The organism is Mesorhizobium sp. BR-1-1-10 (assembly GCF_020165595.1).
Lineage (GTDB): Bacteria > Pseudomonadota > Alphaproteobacteria > Rhizobiales > Rhizobiaceae > Mesorhizobium > Mesorhizobium australicum.
Window position 1 is genome coordinate 333,147 of record NZ_JAIUIL010000005.1, and the last position, 15,515, is coordinate 348,661.

Genomic DNA, 15,515 nt, shown 5'->3' on the forward strand with positions numbered 1-15,515 from the left:
TGCACCCAATAAACCGCGGCTTAGGAGATTTGGCGCGCCCGAAGAGATTCGAACTCCTGACCCCCAGATTCGTAGTCTGGTGCTCTATCCAGCTGAGCTACGGGCGCGCATCAGGCCATGTTTTCGACGGCCCCGCGATCCGGTCCGAAAGACCGGCCGCGAATGTGTGCAGTTCCCTAACGACTGAATTCGCGAAAAGCAAGCCGATCCGGCAAAAGTTTTGTCGCAGGCCTGTCATGCGGCGATGCCGGCGCTCATCCCGGCACTTCGAGCCGCTGTGACTGGCCTGATCCTGGCGATCGGGAACTGTTGGAGAGAGCGACGGGTCCGCAAGGTGGTAATCTCGGGAAACGGGACGGAAGCCGTCAGGCTGGGCGGCGCAGGCTGCCACGGGCCTGGTCGAGCCGCACCGGCTGGTCGGGGATGGTGACGGCGAATGTGGTGCGCCCGCCGATCGATTCGACCAATTCCACCGTGCCGCCATGCGCCCTGATCAGTTCATGCGCGATCGCCAGGCCAAGGCCGGTGCCGCCGCTGCGCGCCGAGCCGCGGAAGGCCGCGAACAGGTTTTCGCGCGCCTTCGGCGGCAGGCCGGGGCCGGTGTCGGTGACGGCGATGCGGCTGACGCTGCCCATGCGCTCGGCCGAGACCGCCAGCCGCCGCACCACGGCGCTTTCGGTATCGGCCGCCATCGCCTGCACCGAGTTGCGGCAAAGATTGGTGAGCACCCGGAAGAGCTGGTCGGAATCGGCATCCACCTCGAAAGCCATCTCGACCGCGTTGATGAACTCGATGCCCTGCTCGATGTCGAGCAGGCCGTGCACGTCCTCGACCAGTTGGCGCAGCCTCACCCTGCGGCGCGACGGCGGCGGCTCCTGCGTGCGGCCGTAATGAAGCACGCCCTCCGAATAGGAGACGGCGCGGTCGAGCGCGCGCAGAAGCTTCGGCGCAAAGGCCTGCACGGTCGGATCCTTGACCAGGCGAAGGCGGTCCGACATCAGCTGGGCGGAGGCCAGGATGTTGCGCATGTCGTGGTTGATCTTCGACACGGCGAGACCGAGGTCGGCCAGATGCTTCTGCTCGGCCAGCATCTTTTGCAGCCGCTCCTGCATCTGCGACAGTTCGCGCTCGGCCACTCCGATCTCGTCGGAACGAGCAGCGGGGCGGATGATCCGTCCAGGGTCGTCGGGAGCTTCCGAGAAGGAGAGCATCGAGCGCGTCATGGTACGGATCGGCCCGATCATGATCAGGTCGATCGCGGCATAGACCAGCATGGCCGTGAACAGCGAGATCAATAGCGAGACGAAAGCGACGTTGCGCGAATAGATGAGCATGGCCTTGCGGAGCGAATAGTCCGGCATGATCAGCTCGAACTCCTTGTCGCTGTCGCCGACCGGCCCGAAGACGCGCAGCATCCTGTCGCCGCCGAAAAAAAGCGTATCCAGCGCGCCGGTCATGCCCTTGACCATGCCGACGCTGGCGAGATCGATGTGTTCGTCGACCTGCGGCGGCATGTCGGCCACCACCAGAAGCCGCGACACGCCGCCGTCGCGCACCGCGATCGCCTTGGCGCCGATCGCCATCAGCACGTCATTCTGGGCCGTACGCGACAGCGAGGTCGACTCGCCCTGCACCAGCACGATCGACACGGCTGCGGCCGTGCTCAGCCTCTCCTTGAGCCAGCTCAGCCGGTAACTGGCGATCCAGGGCAGGAAGATGAGCACTTCGGCCAGCAGCACGAAAACGATGGTGAGCAGCAGCAGCTTCGTCGACAGACCACGCGACAGCGGTACCGTGCGGACAGCGGCTGACGCCGGTCCGGTCCCTTCCCCTGCTTGGCTGGCTTCGCTCATGCGACTCGATCTTCACAATCACTTGATCAGCCAAGATTAGGCGATTACGGCTTTTTTGCCAATTTCTCCCTTGGTCGGAAAAATAGATGCTCCAAAACAGGTGCGTCTTTAGGGCGCCGACGCCGGATTGACTTCCAAAACCCTTCTTTCTATAAGCCCGCTCACGCTCGGGCCATTCGTCCCGGCGCGGTTTCGATCGCGCCAAAACCGGCCCGGCAAAGCTCCTGTTACAAAGTGACAGAATCAAGAAGGGCCGCACCCCGCGGTATTAAAACAAATGAAGCGTACCTACCAACCGTCCAAACTCGTCCGCAAACGCCGGCACGGCTTCCGTGCCCGCATGGCCACCAAGGGTGGCCGTGGCGTCGTCGCAGCTCGCCGCAACCGCGGCCGCAAGCGGCTCAGCGCCTAAGCGAGACGAGATCGTTGCCCGCAACCGGCAAGCCAGTGGGGCAAAATCCCGAGCGGCTTCTGAAACGCGCGGAATTCCTGGCCGTCCGTCGTGGTGAAAAGCGACGCGGACGGTTTTTCCTCGTCGAGGTCCTCGACCGCGGCGATGGCGGGGGGCCGCGCGTCGGCTACACCGTCACCAAGAAGGTCGGCAATGCCGTTGTGCGCAACCGCGTCAGGCGGCGGCTGAAAGAAGCCGTCCGCGTCCATGCCGCAGATGACATGGTGCCCGGCAATGATTATGTCATCGTCGGGCGCGATGATGCGCTGCGCGCCCCTTTCGGCCAGTTGAAGGCCGAACTCTCCCGCCGACTTCGCGGAACACGATAGGCCAAGGGCTCTCGATGGAAAACAACCGGAACTTCTTCATCACCATCGCCCTGTCGGTGCTGATCCTGGCGGTATGGCAGTACTTCTACGTGCTGCCGCGCAGCGAGGCGCAGCGCGAGGCCGCCAAGATCGAGCAGCAGCGCGTCGAGGAACAGAAGAAGGCGGCCGATGCGGCCAATCCGGGCGCATCGACACCGGCCCCAGGGACAACCGCACCAGGCGCGACCACCCCGGGCGCCATTCCCAACGCGCCCGGCGGTGACGTGGTCACCGTGGCCGGCCGCGATCAGGCGCTGGCGGCATCCAAGCGCGTCAAGATCGACACGCCGAGCCTCGAGGGCTCGATCAATTTGACCGGCGCGCGGCTCGACGACCTCAAGCTCAAGCACTACACCGAGACCGTCGACAAGAATTCACCCGAGATCGAGCTGCTCAACCCGCAGGCGCTGCCCACCGGCTATTTCGCCGAGATCGGCTTTGTCGGCAACGACAAGACCGGCGCGGTGCCGGGTGCGGAGACGGTGTGGAGCGTGGACGGCAATCCGACGCTGACCCCGTCGACGCCGGTGACGCTCACCTACACCAATGACAAGGGCCTGACCTTCAAGCGCACCTTCTCCGTCGACGCAAACTACATGTTCACCGTGTCGGACACGGTGCAGAATTCCGGCTCGAGCGCGGTTTCGCTGTTCAACTATGGCCGTGTCACGCGCTACGACAAGCCGGCCGTCGCCAGCACCTATGTGCTGCATGAAGGCCTCATCGGCTTCACCGGCACGGAAGGCCTGCAGGAACACAAATACGCCTCGGTCGAGAAGGACAAGCAGTACCAGCCTGGCAAGTCGACCGACGGCTGGCTCGGCATCACCGACAAATATTGGGCCGTCACCCTGGTGCCGACCGAGAAGCAGCCGTTCCAGCCTCGCTATGCCTATTTCGAGGATGGCCGCCACCGTTACCAGTCCGACTTCCTGACCGACCCGATCAATGTCGAGGCCGGCCAGTCGGCGACCGTCGAGACCGAAATCTTCGCCGGCGCCAAGGAAGTCGGCAAGATCAACGCCTATGCCGAAGACCGCCATATCAAGCGGTTCGACCTTTTGATCGACTGGGGCTGGTTCCACTTCATCACCAAGCCAATGTTCTGGCTGATCGACACGCTCTACAAGTTCCTCGGCAATTTCGGGCTGGCGATCCTGGCCACCACGGTCATCGTGAAAGCCATTTTCTTCCCGCTCGCCAACAAGTCATACGCGTCGATGGCGAACATGAAGAAGGTGCAGCCCAAGATGCTCGAGATCCGCGAGAAATACGCGGACGACAAGATGAAGCAGCAGCAGGCGATGATGGAGCTGTACAAGACCGAGAAGATCAATCCGCTCGCCGGCTGCTGGCCGGTGGCGCTGCAGATCCCGGTCTTCTTCTCCCTCTACAAGGTGCTCTACATCACCATCGAGATGCGGCACGCGCCGTTCTTCGGCTGGATCCAGGATCTGGCCGCGCCCGATCCGACCTCCATCTTCAACCTGTTCGGGCTGGTTCCGGTCACGCTGCCGCATATGCTGATGATCGGTGTGTGGCCGCTGATCATGGGCGTCACCATGTTCCTGCAGATGCGCATGAACCCGACGCCGCCGGACCCGACGCAAGCCGCGATCTTCACCTGGATGCCGGTCATCTTCACCTTCATGATGGCGGGCTTCCCGGCCGGTCTCGTCATCTACTGGGCCTGGAACAACACGCTGTCGATCCTGCAGCAGGGCGTGATCATGAAGCGCCAGGGCGCCAAGATCGAGCTGTGGGACAATCTGGTGGCGCTGTTCCGCAAGAAACCGTCACCGGCGGAATAGCCGGCGCCTCTTGGCAAGAGAGCCCGCCCCAGCGACTGAGCCATAAAATTGGGCGGCCCCGGCAAGCAAACAGATTTGACGGCTGGGTCCTGTGTTCTACAGGGCCCAGCCTTTTAGTTTCAGCGATGCGGTGGTCCGGCACGCGATAAAACAGGCACCGAGTCGGCAATTCCTGGTCTCCGTCATTGCCGGCAAATCAGCCGGCCCTCGCCGCTGCCGGATTGTTCCGCATGGAACTTATCCTGCGTTCAAGAGTTCGCGCAACAGGCTTCCTAAGCTCCCGCGTGAGAGGATCAGGTCGGCGCGCCCATCCAAATTCAAGGCAGTGCAGTAGATCGACCTCATCACATGCAACTTGCAGAGAGGCATTCCGATGAGCAGCAACATTCACCCAAAGACGGCCAAGCCCACCAACAAGGATTTGAAGCAGAATCCCGGAATCGGCGCCTCCAGGGGCACGATCAAGGGAGGCAATCTTCTCGACGAGGACGAGGAACTGGACGGCGAGAACACTTTCAAGGGAGATGTCGATAACGACACCACGCCGCAAGGCGGCGTCAATCCCCGACAGACCGGGCGAACCAACCAATAAGCCTGCGCGATCGGCGTGGGCTGCCGAGGAAGACCGGATGGTCCGAGCCCGGGAGCCGGGAGAGCGAATGGCACCGAAAACGACTTCGCTCTCGAGATGACATCACGTCGATCCGATCAATCGCCTGATTGGAGGCTCTCATGCTGGATTTCGAGCACGCCAGGCATCGGATGGTGGAGGCGCACATCGCGCGCCGTGGAGTGCATGACAGGCGGGTTCTGAATGCGGTACGCCGGGTTGCGCGAGAGCAATTCGTCGACGAGGGTTTCGAGGAATTCGCCTATGAGGACAGTCCGCTGCCGATCGGCAGCGGACAGACGATCTCGCAACCCTTCATCGTGGCGAAAATGGCGGAGATGGCCGAGATCGAGGCGACCGATCGCGTGCTGGAAATCGGCACCGGCTCGGGCTACGCGGCGGCTGTGCTGGCCGAACTTGCTGAACACGTCTTCACCATAGAGCGGCATCGATCGCTCGCGCAGCAGGCGGAGCGGCGGCTCAATGCCGCCGGGTATCGAAATATCGAGGTCCGGGTCGGCGACGGCACAAAAGGCTGGCAGGAAAAGGCGCCGTTTGACGCCATCGTCGTCGCGGCCGCCGGAACGTCCATCCCCCTCGGCTTGCAGGAGCAGTTGGAGATCGGCGGCAGGCTGATCATCCCGGTCGGTGAAGACCTCTACTCCCAGCGGCTCGTTCGCGTCACGCGGATCGCTGCAAACAAGTTCGAGGAGGAGGACCTCGGTGGTGTCATGTTCGTGCCGCTGATCGGCGAGCACGGCGGACACGACGAAAACGCATCGGTGCGCGAGGCGCGCGCTCCTCCATTGCCGCAGCAAATTGCAAGGGCGGCCGAAGATTTGCCGCAGATCGACGATCCGGCCTTCGGCGCGATGTTCGATCGGTTCGGCAGCCGGCGCGTCGTCCTGCTCGGGGAGGCGAGCCACGGCACTTCGGAATTTTATCGTGCCCGTGCGGCTGTCACCCGACGCCTCCTCCAGCGACACGGCTTCACCATCGTGGCCGTCGAGGCGGATTGGCCGGATGCGGCGCAGATCAACCGGTATGTTCGCGGAGGGGAGCGGCGGTCGGATGCGCAGCCGCTCTTCCAGCGCTTCCCGACCTGGATGTGGCGCAACGCCGAGGTGTCCGAATTCATCGGCTGGCTGCATGAATACAACCGGGATGTGCCCGGTCATGCGCGGAAAGCAGGCTTTTATGGGCTCGATCTCTACAATATGAGCGGCTCGATCGCCACGGTGCTTGCCTATCTGGACAAGGTCGATCCCGAAGCGGCCGCCGTCGCGCGCGAGCGCTATGGCTGTCTGATGCCCTGGCAGAACGAGCCCAGCACCTACGGACGCGCGGCGCTGCGGCCGGGCTACAGAACCTGCGAAGAGGCCGTTGTGCGACAGTGCATGGATCTGTTCGAGCGATCCATGATGGAGGGCGACGGCGATCTCCTCGACGCCAAGCAGAGTGCACGTCTGGTCGCATCGGCCGAGCGCTACTACCGCGTGATGTATTATGGTGGCGCCGAGACCTGGAACCTCCGCGATCGGCACATGTTTGAAACGCTCGATCAACTTCTCGAAGCGCATGGGCCGAAGTCGAAGGCCGTGGTGTGGGCGCATAACTCGCATATCGGGGACGCGCGGCATACCGACATGGGCACTGTCCGTGACGAGTTGAACATCGGCCAGCTCTGCCGGGAGCGCTTCGGTGCCCAGACGGCGCTGATCGGCTTCGGGACGGATACCGGTACCGTCGCCTGTGCCTCGGATTGGGACCGTGAGATGGAGGTAAAGGACGTAAATCCGTCGCTGCCGGGCAGCTTCGAGCGGCTGTGTCACGAGAGCGGCAAACCGTCGTTCCTGCTGGATTTTGAGCGCCATGGCCAGCTCGGCGCCGACCTGGCGGCGCCGAGGCCGGAACGCTATATCGGCGTCATCTACAGGCCGGAGACTGAACGGCTCAGCCATTACATGGACTCGTCCGTCTCCCGCCAGTTCGACGCCTTCGTCTGGTTCGATCGAACGTCCGCGGTCACGCCGCTCAGCAAGCCGGCCGACAGCATCGGCAAGGTACCGGATACATTTCCCTTCGGCATCTGAATGTCCGGGACTCACTTCCAGCGCCTGACGGTCGGCCTGTCCTCAATCGCGCGGCCGGTCGAAAAAGCCTGGTTCGTCCAGATATTTTCTTTGGGCAGGCCTCCATTCACGTTCCCGTGATCGGCGAAACTGCAGGCACCCGCGCGGCGTGACTGCTTGTGCGTTTCCAAAAGGCTATCAATTCCGATCAGCCCTCACCCGGAGGAAGACCACATGCGCTTGCCCACATTCAGGACCATCGCCGTATCAGCCCTTGTCGCCGGCATGGCGATTGCCGCCCCAGCCCACGCCAAGAACCCGAATGTCGGCGGCGCGCCGATGTACGCCACCAAGAACATCGTGCAGAACGCGGTCAAGTCGAAGGATCACACGACGCTGGTCGCCGCCGTCAAGGCCGCCGGCCTGGTCGACACGTTGCAAAGCGCGGGTCCGTTCACCGTGTTTGCCCCGACCAACGAGGCTTTCGCCGCACTGCCGGCCGGCACCGTCGATACGCTGCTCAAGCCCGAGAACAAGGACAAGCTCACCAAGGTGCTGACCGCGCATGTCGTGGCTGGCAAGATTTCAGGCGCCGAGATGATGAAGAAGGCCAAGGCGATGGGCGGCAAATACGAGATGAAGACCGTGTCGGGCGACACGCTCACGGCCGAGATCAAGAAAGGCAAGCTCTACATCATGGACGAGTCCGGCGGCGAGGCGAAGGTGACGATCGCAGACGTCAACCAGTCGAACGGCGTCATTCACGTCGTCAACAAGGTGCTGTTGCCGAAGTAACGGCTTCCGGCGAAAGGGGGCGTTGGCAGGCCGTTGGGGCTTTCTCGGTCCGCCATCCCCGCCTCGTGACGAGGTGCCATGTTTCTTGGGAAGCCGTATCGGCGAGGCCGGGGTCCTGTCGTCCCTCACAGGACCCCGGTTTCTTTTTGCGTCCTGTGAGGGCGAATGGGCGTCAGCGGCGCTCAACTTCCGACCGCTTCCACCGCCTCATTCCATGACAGCGCTGTGGTCGATCTTGGCCGGCGTTCCCGGTTTGCGCAGCAGGAGCACCAGCGGGATGGCGGCCAGCGACAGGAGCATCATCAGCTTGAAGTCGTTCATGTAGCTGATAACAGTCGCCTGCAGCGTCACCACGCCGTCGAGCGCGGCGCGGCCGGCGGCGGTGTAGGGGTTCATCGCCTGGAAGATCGCCGGATCGTTGAACGCCTGGTTGAAGGGCGTCACATAGGTGGCGATGCTGGCGTGATTGATCTGCACATTCTGCGTCAGGAGCGCGGTGACCACCGATATGCCGACGCTGGAGCCGATGTTGCGCGACAGATTGTAGAGGCCGGTGCCTTCCGCGCGCCGCTCCGGCGCCAGCGTGGCGAAGGTTATGGTGGTCAGCGGCACGAACAGGAAGCCGAGCCCCGCCCCCTGGATGAAGCCGGTGGAGATGATGGTCCACTGCGAAACGTCGGGCGTCCAGCCGGTCATGTCGTACATCGCCCAGGCGGTGATCAGCAGGCCGATGAGCAGCAGCCAGCGCGTGTCGACCTTGCCGATCAGCCGGCCGACCAGGAACATGCAGGCCATCGTGCCAAGCCCGCGCGGCCCCATGACGATGCCGGCCGTCACCACGGGGTAGCCCATCAGCGTCTGCAGATAGGGCGTCATCAGCGCCAGCGAGGCCAAGTAGGTGATGCCGATGATGAAGATGAAGATCATGCCGACGGCAAAATTCCGGTCCAGGAACAGCCTCGGATTGACGAAGGTGTTGCGGCCGGTGAAGGTGTGGACGAGGAAGATGTAGAAGGCCGATGCGCAGATCACCGCCTCGACGATGATCTCGGATGACGAGAACCAGTTGAGCTGCTCGCCGCGATCGAGAAACATCTGCAAGGCGGCGATGGTGATGCTGAGCATGCCGAAACCCAGCCAATCCAGCCTCGCCTTGAAGTCCAGCTTGGTTTCCAGGACGTACAGCGACACGCCGGCGAAGGCCAAGGCGCCGATCGGCACGTTGATGTAGAACACCCAGCGCCAGCTGACATTTTCGGTCAGCCAGCCGCCGATGACCGGTCCCAGCACCGGCCCGACCATCACCGAAATGCCGAACAGCGCCATGGCGGAGCCGCGCTCTTCCACACTGTAGATATCGAGCAGGATACTCTGCGAGAGCGGCACCAGAGCCGCGCCGAACAGGCCCTGCAGCAGGCGGAAGCCGACGATTTGCGGCAGCGATTGCGCGAAGCCGCACAGCACCGAGGCGACGACGAAGCCGGTGATCGAGGTCAGGAGGATGCGCTTGCGGCCGAAGCGGTTGGCGAGGTAGCCCGAAGGCGGCGTCATCACCGCCGCCGCCACGATGTAGGAGGTCAGAACCCAGTTGATCTGGTCGGCGCTGGCCGAGACGCTGCCCTGGATGTAAGGCAGCGCGACATTGGCGATGGTGGTGTCCAGCGCCTGCATGATGACGGCCAGGATCACGCAGGCAGTGATGGCGCCGCGATTGGCGACCACCGGCGTGGCAGCTGTCGCGGACGCGCTGGTCATGACTTTTGTCCGAACAGGCCGATGAGATTGGTGACGAAGTCCGGTAGGCCGCGTGCATGGCCCGTCTCGACGTCGACCACCGCGCTCATGCCGCCGCGCAACGGCGGCTTGCCCCCGATACCATCGATCGTCACGCGCATCGGGATGCGCTGCACGACCTTGACCCAGTTGCCGGTGGTGTTCTGCGCCGGCAGCAGCGAGAAGCTTGACGAGGAGGCGGGGCTGATCGAGGCAACGGTGCCGTGCCACACGGCGCCCGGATAGGTGTCGACGCTGATCGTCGCCGTCTGCCCCGGCCTGACATAGGTCAGCTCGGTTTCCTTCGGCTCGGCCGCGATCCACAGGTCGGTCGACGAGACCAGGCTGAACGCCGGCTGCGAAGCCGGCAGGTACTTGCCGACCTGCAGTGCGTCGACATTGGTGACGATGCCGTCGAACGGCGCCTTGACCACGGAATCGCCGAGGTTGCGCTGCGCATCGTCGACGCCCGACTTGGCCTGCAGGTAGAAGGGGTTCTTCTCCACCGGCTGGTTGGCGTCGCCGCCGAGCTGGGCCAGCGTGGCCTGCGCCTGCGCCTTGGCGACGGACACTTTCTGGCGCGCGGCGACGAGGTCGTGCTGGGCGCTGTCGAAAGACGCCTTCGAGGCGGTGGAGGTCTTGAGCAGATCCTGCTGCCGCTGGAAGGCGGCCTCATAATAGGGGATGTCGGCTTGCGCCTGCTCGATCTGCGACAGCGACTGCTGGTAGCTCGCCTCCAGGGTCAGCACCTGGTTGCGCACGGTGCCGAGTTGGGCCTGGGCGGCGGCGAGAGCGGTCTCGAAGGAGGCCGGACGCAGGCGAAACAGCACGTCGCCCTTCTTCACGGCCTGGTTCTCATGCACGTCGATCTCCTCCACCGTGCCGGAGACGTCGGTGGAGACGCCGAGCGACTGGGCCTGGATATAGGCATTGTCGGTCGTCATCAGCTGGCCGCCGGTGACATAGTAATAGCCACCGACGACGAGCGCGACCGGAAGCAGCGCAAAAAGGACCGGCCGTGTCAGGCTGCGCTTCGGTTTGGCCGGAACAGGAGGGGCGACGGCGGCGGGGGTCTGCCGTGGCTGCGGCTCCTTGGCCGGAGCCTCGAGTGCCGCAGGCTCCAGGGCAACCGGCGCTTCCAGCTCGTCATTGTCGATGACGACGTTGGCTCGCCGCTGCTCCCGCTCATTGTCGAGCCGGATGATCTGGTCTGTCCGACCCGCTGGCGTCTCGTCTCCGGCGGGCTTTTTGGGGTATGTTGATTCAGCCATGTATTTTCTCCCGGTCGACGGCCGGCTGGGTGCAAGCCGCGAGCAGATTGGATTTGATCAAGCTTAGGGTTTGCAGCAGACGCTGCTGTGTTTCAGGCGAAAGGCCGGCGAAGGCCTCGTCTCGAGTTTTCTGGCCGTTGCCGCGCATGATCTCGAGCAGCGGACGGGCCTGCGGCTTCAGGTAAAGCAGCCAGGCCCTGCGGTCGGCGGGATCGGGCCGGCGCTCGATGAAGCCGCGGGCCTCCATCTTGTCGAGCAGCCGGGCGAGCGTGATCGGCACGATCTCGATAAGGTCGGCGAGCTTGTTCTGGTGGATGCCTTCATGCAGCGAAAGGTACGCCAGCACCTGCCACTGGGCGCGGGTCAGTCCCGAAGCGCGCGACCGCTGCTCGAACCGCTTGCGAAGCAGACGCGCAACGTCGTGCAGCACGAAGCTGATATTGGGGGAAGAGGGCATGGGAGGAGATCGGGGTCGATGGACAATTTTTCGTGAGCATGCTTATTATCATCATGCACATAATCCTGCTGGACGCCCCGCGCAAGACCGATTAAGCCTCGGGCAGGAAAAAACGCATGGGCCACGGCACCGCAAAGGCCGCCTGGCGATGTGGATTTGCCGGCAAGGATTTGGCGATGAATTGGATTGGGATCGCGGCCGTCACGGCTCTCATTGGGTGCCCCGGCGCCGCGGCTGCCAAGGATGCGGTCAGTTGTGGCGGCGCCGCCATGCTGGGCGGCGCGCAGCTCAATTGCAGCCACGTCGAAACCAAGGCGCCGCCGCAGTTCTGCACGTTTAGCTGGGATCTCCACACGATGGCCGGCGATCAGAAGGTCGTCGAAGGCAGCTTCATGCTGCCGCCCGGAGCGTCGAACGTTCAGGTCTATCAGGGCAGTGGGTTCGACAGCGCGCTGTCCAATCCGATCGTGATCTGCCGCGGCAACAAATGAGCATGGCGAGCAAGGAAGGCTCGCTCGTCAGCCGATTGGTGCTATAGGGCGGATCACGTTATTTTGACCAGGCGCGCGGATTGCGGATCCACGTGGCTGTCACTTCCTGGACGGACTTCGACATGGACGGACCCAACCCCGGCATCAAGCACCCGATCCCGATGCACACACGCGTCGGCTTCCTGAAGCCTCTGGTGACAGTGCCGAATATCGAGATCGGCGACTTCACCTATTATGACGACCCCGACGGGCCGGACAAGTTCGCCGAAAAATGCGTGCTGCATCACTATCCCTTCATCGGCGACAAGCTCATCATCGGCAAGTTCTGCGCCATAGCCGAAGGCGCGCGCTTCATCATGAATGGCGCCAACCACGCGATGTCCGGCTTTTCAACCTATCCGTTCAACATCTTCGGTCATGGCTGGGAAAACGGTTTCGACCCAGCCACGTGGTCGAAGGAAGTGCGCGGCGACACAATGGTCGGCAGCGATGTCTGGATCGGCATGGAGGCTGTGATCCTGCCCGGCGTGGAAATCGGCCATGGCGCCATCGTCGCCGCCAAATCGGTGGTGACGCACGATGTGCCGCCCTATGCGATCGTCGCCGGCAACGCCGCGAAAGTGGTCAAGATGCGTTTCGACGACAGGACGATCCGGCGGCTGCTGGCGGTGGCATGGTGGGATTGGCCGGTGGACAAGATCGGCCGCAACCTCGACGCCATCAGAGGCGCCGATATTTCTCTTCTGGAGGCAGCAGCTTGAACGTTCCCAACACCGCGATCAGCACCGACCTGTTCACGCGCGGGTGGATCTTCATCCGCGGCGTGCCGGCCATGAAGTTCCTGCCGCCGGAAGGGCCGCCCGAGATCGCCTTTGCCGGCCGCTCCAATGTCGGCAAGTCGTCGCTGATCAATGCGCTGGTCAACCAGAAGGGCCTGGCGCGCACCTCCAATACGCCGGGGCGCACGCAGGAGCTCAACTATTTCGTGCCGGATGGATTTTCGGGCGAGGGCACCGACCTGCCGCCAATGGCGCTGGTCGACATGCCGGGCTACGGCTATGCCACCGCGCCCAAGGAGAAGGTGGACGAGTGGACCAAGCTGGTCTTCGATTATCTCAAGGGTCGGGTCACGCTGAAGCGGGTCTATGTGCTGATCGATGCCCGCCACGGCATCAAGGCCAAGGACGACGAAGTGCTGTCGCTGCTCGACAAGGCGGCGGTGTCCTACCAGATCGTGCTGACCAAGACCGACAAGATCAAGGCCGCCGGCGTGCCGCGGCTGATCGAGGAGACGTTGGCCAAGATCAAGAAGCGTCCCGCGGCGTTCCCGTTCGTGCTGGCGACGTCATCGGAAAAAGGCGAAGGCTTGGAGGAATTGCAGGCCGCGATCGTGCTCGCCGCCAATGGCGGGTAAAAAGCTGGGATAGGTCGGCCATCAGAACGGGCAGCTCTATCTCCCTGTTTTCTCGCATTCGGACGGAAACCTGCACGCAATTTCCTGGATTGCTTCTAAGGTTTCGCCTCGATTGCAATCATCTCGTGGCTTTCTTCCTCTGCCAGCCTTTCGGTGCCGTAGGCCTTCAGGAACATGTTGACGCCCGACCTGACGATGTGGTCGATCTCGTCCTGGGTCGGGGCCTTGGTGCGATAGGCGAAGATGCACTGCCGGAAAAGACCGGCCAGGCACAGTTCGGTGAACTGATAGGCGGCGAGGTCGACATCGTCGATCTCCAGCAGGCCGCGCTCGATGGCGGCGTTGAGGAACGTCACCACCTTGTCATGGCCGCGCTTGGGTCCGCGTTCGTAAAAGCGAGCGCCCATATCGGGTATTCTGTCGGAGGCGCCGATCACCGTGCGTTGCGCCTGGATGACCCTGGCCGAGGTGATCTTCATCGACAGAACCTTGCCGAACTTCACCAGCGTCTGGCGCAAGTCGTCGGCGCGGTCGAGCATGTCGTACATGTTCTTGAAGATGGTGCCGCGCTCTTCCTCGATCAGCGCTTCGAACAGCTCTTCCTTGTTGGCGAAGTAGACGTAGATGGTGCCCTTCGAGACCCCGGCCTCGCGGGTGATGTCGTTCATCGAGGCGGCCTCGAAGCCCTTTTCGATGAAGACACGACGGGCGCCATCGATGATCTGGCTGCGCTTGACCGGGTCCTGTCCAGCGGCCGGGCGGCCGCGGCGCAGACCGTCCAGCAGGTCTTCGCACGGATCGGTTTCGCTGTTGCGTACAATCTCAACCATAAAAGTCGGACCTCGAAATAATTCGAACCAATCGGTTCGATTGCCTCTTGATATGGTCTTCTTTACGCGCTATGTCAACGGCCTGATCGAACCGAACGGTTCAGTATTATAACTTTAGAGAGATGTCATGTCCTCGACCGCGTCAACATCAGCCGAAGTCCGCCCTTTCCCCAACGCCAAGGTCGCGCCGGCGACGGAAGCTCCGGAAATTCCCCTCCAGCCGGTCGTCGCACCGCCGCCGGCGGAAGCGCCGGCCAAGAAAAAGCGCTCGGTGCGCTCCTTCCTGCTGCCGATCATCGGCCTTGCCCTTCTGAGCGGCGGCGCCTGGTATGGCTATGACTACTGGACCACGGGCCGCTTCATGATCTCCACCGACGACGCCTATGTCCAGGCCGACATGGCGTTCGTCTCGCCAAAAATTTCCGGCTATGTCGACCAGGTCCTCGTAAGCGAGAACCAGCAGGTCAAGGCCGGCGATCCATTGCTGACGATCGACGCCGGCGACTACAAGATCGCCGTCGCCCAGGCCGAGGCGCAGATCGCCACGCTGGCCAAGACGCTCGACCGCATCGACGCGCAGACCAAGGCCGCGCAAGCCTCGCTTCAGCAGGCACAGGCGCAGAAGGTCGCCGATCGGGCCGCCGCCGACAATGCCGGCCGGGCCCAGCAGCGCGCCGCGCAACTGGTCAAGACCCATGTCGGCACGCAGGCACAGCTGGACGACGCCCAGACCGCGCTCGACCAGGCCAATGCCGCGCTCGTCGGCGCCGACGCGCAGATCGCCGCCGCGCAGGCCAATATCGGTGTGCTCGAGGCACAGCGCGCGGAATCCGCCAGCACGCTGGCTTCCCTGCAGCTCGGCCGCGACAAGGCCGCGCGCGACCTCTCCTTCACGGTGCTCAAGGCGCCTTATGACGGCGTCGTCGGCAACCGCTCCGTCGAACAGGGCGATCTGGTCAGCCCCGGCCAGAAGCTCGCCGTGGTCGTGCCTATGGACAAGCTTTACATCGTCGCCAACTTCAAGGAGACGCAGCTTGCCAGGCTCGTGCCCGGCGAAAAGGTCAACATCTCGGTCGACGCCATCGACGGCCAGCCCATCCAGGGAACCGTCTCCTCGCTGGCGCCGGCCTCGGGCGCGGTGTTTTCGCTGCTGCCGCCGGAAAACGCCACCGGCAACTTCACCAAGGTGGTGCAACGCGTTCCGGTCCGCATCGACGTACCGGCCGATGCGCTGAAGACCGGCAAGCTGCGCGCGGGCCTGAGCGTCGTCGTCGCCGTCGACAGCCGTACCGCGCCTGCCGCCACCAGTAACTGATCGC

At 63.3% G+C, this 15,515-nt stretch carries 15 protein-coding genes and 1 tRNA gene; 10 read left to right on the forward strand and 6 right to left on the reverse strand.

Features of this window, described 5'->3' with window-relative positions; translation table 11 throughout:
- Positions 1 to 30: 30 nt before the first annotated feature.
- A tRNA-Arg gene (locus LB555_RS13055) sits at positions 31 to 107 on the reverse strand.
- A 258-nt stretch (positions 108 to 365) separates the two neighbouring features.
- The gene (locus tag LB555_RS13060; protein WP_015314389.1) at positions 366 to 1,853 is read right to left on the reverse strand and encodes an ATP-binding protein; all 1,488 of its coding nucleotides are present in this window, start codon (positions 1,851 to 1,853) and stop codon (positions 366 to 368) included.
- A gap of 277 nt (positions 1,854 to 2,130) precedes the next feature.
- Between LB555_RS13060 and rpmH the strand changes: the two genes are divergently transcribed.
- The 6 genes from rpmH to LB555_RS13090 all read left to right on the forward strand — a co-directional run bounded on the left by rpmH (position 2,131) and on the right by LB555_RS13090 (position 7,960).
- Positions 2,131 to 2,265: a 50S ribosomal protein L34 gene (gene rpmH, locus LB555_RS13065; protein ID WP_008833937.1), complete on the forward strand. Its 135-nt coding sequence runs from the start codon at positions 2,131 to 2,133 to the stop codon at positions 2,263 to 2,265.
- Positions 2,266 to 2,279: 14 nt separating this feature from the next.
- Complete coding sequence (rnpA, locus tag LB555_RS13070; RefSeq protein ID WP_140660126.1) at positions 2,280 to 2,633, forward strand: ribonuclease P protein component; 354 nt, start codon at positions 2,280 to 2,282, stop codon at positions 2,631 to 2,633.
- Positions 2,634 to 2,647: 14 nt separating this feature from the next.
- A complete protein-coding gene (yidC, locus tag LB555_RS13075) occupies positions 2,648 to 4,483 on the forward strand; it encodes a membrane protein insertase YidC (RefSeq protein WP_140789878.1) in 1,836 nt (611 codons plus the stop codon).
- Between the two features lie 373 nt (positions 4,484 to 4,856).
- A complete protein-coding gene (locus tag LB555_RS13080; protein ID WP_015314392.1) occupies positions 4,857 to 5,075 on the forward strand; it encodes a hypothetical protein in 219 nt (72 codons plus the stop codon).
- A gap of 140 nt (positions 5,076 to 5,215) precedes the next feature.
- Entirely contained in the window at positions 5,216 to 7,186 is a 1,971-nt protein-coding gene (locus LB555_RS13085) for a protein-L-isoaspartate(D-aspartate) O-methyltransferase (protein ID WP_224597992.1), read from the forward strand.
- A gap of 213 nt (positions 7,187 to 7,399) precedes the next feature.
- Complete coding sequence (locus tag LB555_RS13090) at positions 7,400 to 7,960, forward strand: fasciclin domain-containing protein (RefSeq protein WP_140789884.1); 561 nt, start codon at positions 7,400 to 7,402, stop codon at positions 7,958 to 7,960.
- Positions 7,961 to 8,167: 207 nt separating this feature from the next.
- Here the strand turns inward: LB555_RS13090 and LB555_RS13095 are convergent, their stop codons facing one another.
- Genes LB555_RS13095 through LB555_RS13105 form a run of 3 tightly spaced genes read right to left on the reverse strand, consistent with a single transcriptional unit; the run spans position 8,168 to position 11,461 of the window.
- Entirely contained in the window at positions 8,168 to 9,715 is a 1,548-nt protein-coding gene (locus LB555_RS13095; protein WP_224683027.1) for a DHA2 family efflux MFS transporter permease subunit, read from the reverse strand.
- A complete protein-coding gene (locus LB555_RS13100) occupies positions 9,712 to 11,004 on the reverse strand; it encodes an HlyD family secretion protein (RefSeq protein WP_224683028.1) in 1,293 nt (430 codons plus the stop codon). The genes LB555_RS13095 and LB555_RS13100 overlap by 4 nt, the downstream gene beginning before the upstream one ends.
- A complete protein-coding gene (locus LB555_RS13105) occupies positions 10,997 to 11,461 on the reverse strand; it encodes a MarR family winged helix-turn-helix transcriptional regulator (protein ID WP_140660130.1) in 465 nt (154 codons plus the stop codon). Before LB555_RS13105 ends, LB555_RS13100 begins: the two co-directional genes overlap by 8 nt.
- A gap of 116 nt (positions 11,462 to 11,577) precedes the next feature.
- Here LB555_RS13105 and LB555_RS13110 point away from each other — a divergent pair, with 116 nt between their 5' ends.
- The 3 genes from LB555_RS13110 (at position 11,578) to yihA (ending at position 13,366) form a co-directional block, all read left to right on the forward strand.
- Positions 11,578 to 11,952 (forward strand): hypothetical protein, encoded by a 375-nt coding sequence (locus LB555_RS13110; protein ID WP_224525337.1) that lies wholly within the window; start codon positions 11,578 to 11,580, stop codon positions 11,950 to 11,952.
- Positions 11,953 to 12,074: 122 nt separating this feature from the next.
- A complete protein-coding gene (locus LB555_RS13115) occupies positions 12,075 to 12,713 on the forward strand; it encodes a CatB-related O-acetyltransferase (RefSeq protein ID WP_181172867.1) in 639 nt (212 codons plus the stop codon).
- Entirely contained in the window at positions 12,710 to 13,366 is a 657-nt protein-coding gene (yihA, locus tag LB555_RS13120) for a ribosome biogenesis GTP-binding protein YihA/YsxC (RefSeq protein WP_140711676.1), read from the forward strand. The genes LB555_RS13115 and yihA overlap by 4 nt, the downstream gene beginning before the upstream one ends.
- A gap of 95 nt (positions 13,367 to 13,461) precedes the next feature.
- Here yihA and LB555_RS13125 read toward each other — a convergent pair whose 3' ends face one another.
- The gene (locus LB555_RS13125; protein ID WP_140615188.1) at positions 13,462 to 14,196 is read right to left on the reverse strand and encodes a TetR/AcrR family transcriptional regulator; all 735 of its coding nucleotides are present in this window, start codon (positions 14,194 to 14,196) and stop codon (positions 13,462 to 13,464) included.
- Positions 14,197 to 14,323: 127 nt separating this feature from the next.
- On the opposite strand from LB555_RS13125, the gene LB555_RS13130 reads away from it, so the two are divergent.
- A complete protein-coding gene (locus tag LB555_RS13130) occupies positions 14,324 to 15,511 on the forward strand; it encodes an HlyD family secretion protein (protein ID WP_015314402.1) in 1,188 nt (395 codons plus the stop codon).
- Positions 15,512 to 15,515 lie beyond the last annotated feature (4 nt).

Bases quoted from the DNA above. Each gene is read 5' to 3' on its own strand.
- LB555_RS13060 (WP_015314389.1), bottom strand. From the start codon at position 1,853: ATGAGCGAAGCCAGCCAAGCAGGGGAAGGGACCGGACCGGCGTCAGCC.
- rpmH (WP_008833937.1), top strand. From the start codon at position 2,131: ATGAAGCGTACCTACCAACCGTCCAAACTCGTCCGCAAACGCCGGCAC.
- yidC (WP_140789878.1), top strand. From the start codon at position 2,648: ATGGAAAACAACCGGAACTTCTTCATCACCATCGCCCTGTCGGTGCTG.
- LB555_RS13080 (WP_015314392.1), top strand. From the start codon at position 4,857: ATGAGCAGCAACATTCACCCAAAGACGGCCAAGCCCACCAACAAGGAT.
- LB555_RS13085 (WP_224597992.1), top strand. From the start codon at position 5,216: ATGCTGGATTTCGAGCACGCCAGGCATCGGATGGTGGAGGCGCACATC.
- LB555_RS13090 (WP_140789884.1), top strand. From the start codon at position 7,400: ATGCGCTTGCCCACATTCAGGACCATCGCCGTATCAGCCCTTGTCGCC.
- LB555_RS13095 (WP_224683027.1), bottom strand. From the start codon at position 9,715: ATGACCAGCGCGTCCGCGACAGCTGCCACGCCGGTGGTCGCCAATCGC.
- LB555_RS13100 (WP_224683028.1), bottom strand. From the start codon at position 11,004: ATGGCTGAATCAACATACCCCAAAAAGCCCGCCGGAGACGAGACGCCA.
- LB555_RS13105 (WP_140660130.1), bottom strand. From the start codon at position 11,461: ATGCCCTCTTCCCCCAATATCAGCTTCGTGCTGCACGACGTTGCGCGT.
- LB555_RS13110 (WP_224525337.1), top strand. From the start codon at position 11,578: ATGGGCCACGGCACCGCAAAGGCCGCCTGGCGATGTGGATTTGCCGGC.
- LB555_RS13115 (WP_181172867.1), top strand. From the start codon at position 12,075: ATGGACGGACCCAACCCCGGCATCAAGCACCCGATCCCGATGCACACA.
- LB555_RS13125 (WP_140615188.1), bottom strand. From the start codon at position 14,196: ATGGTTGAGATTGTACGCAACAGCGAAACCGATCCGTGCGAAGACCTG.
- LB555_RS13130 (WP_015314402.1), top strand. From the start codon at position 14,324: ATGTCCTCGACCGCGTCAACATCAGCCGAAGTCCGCCCTTTCCCCAAC.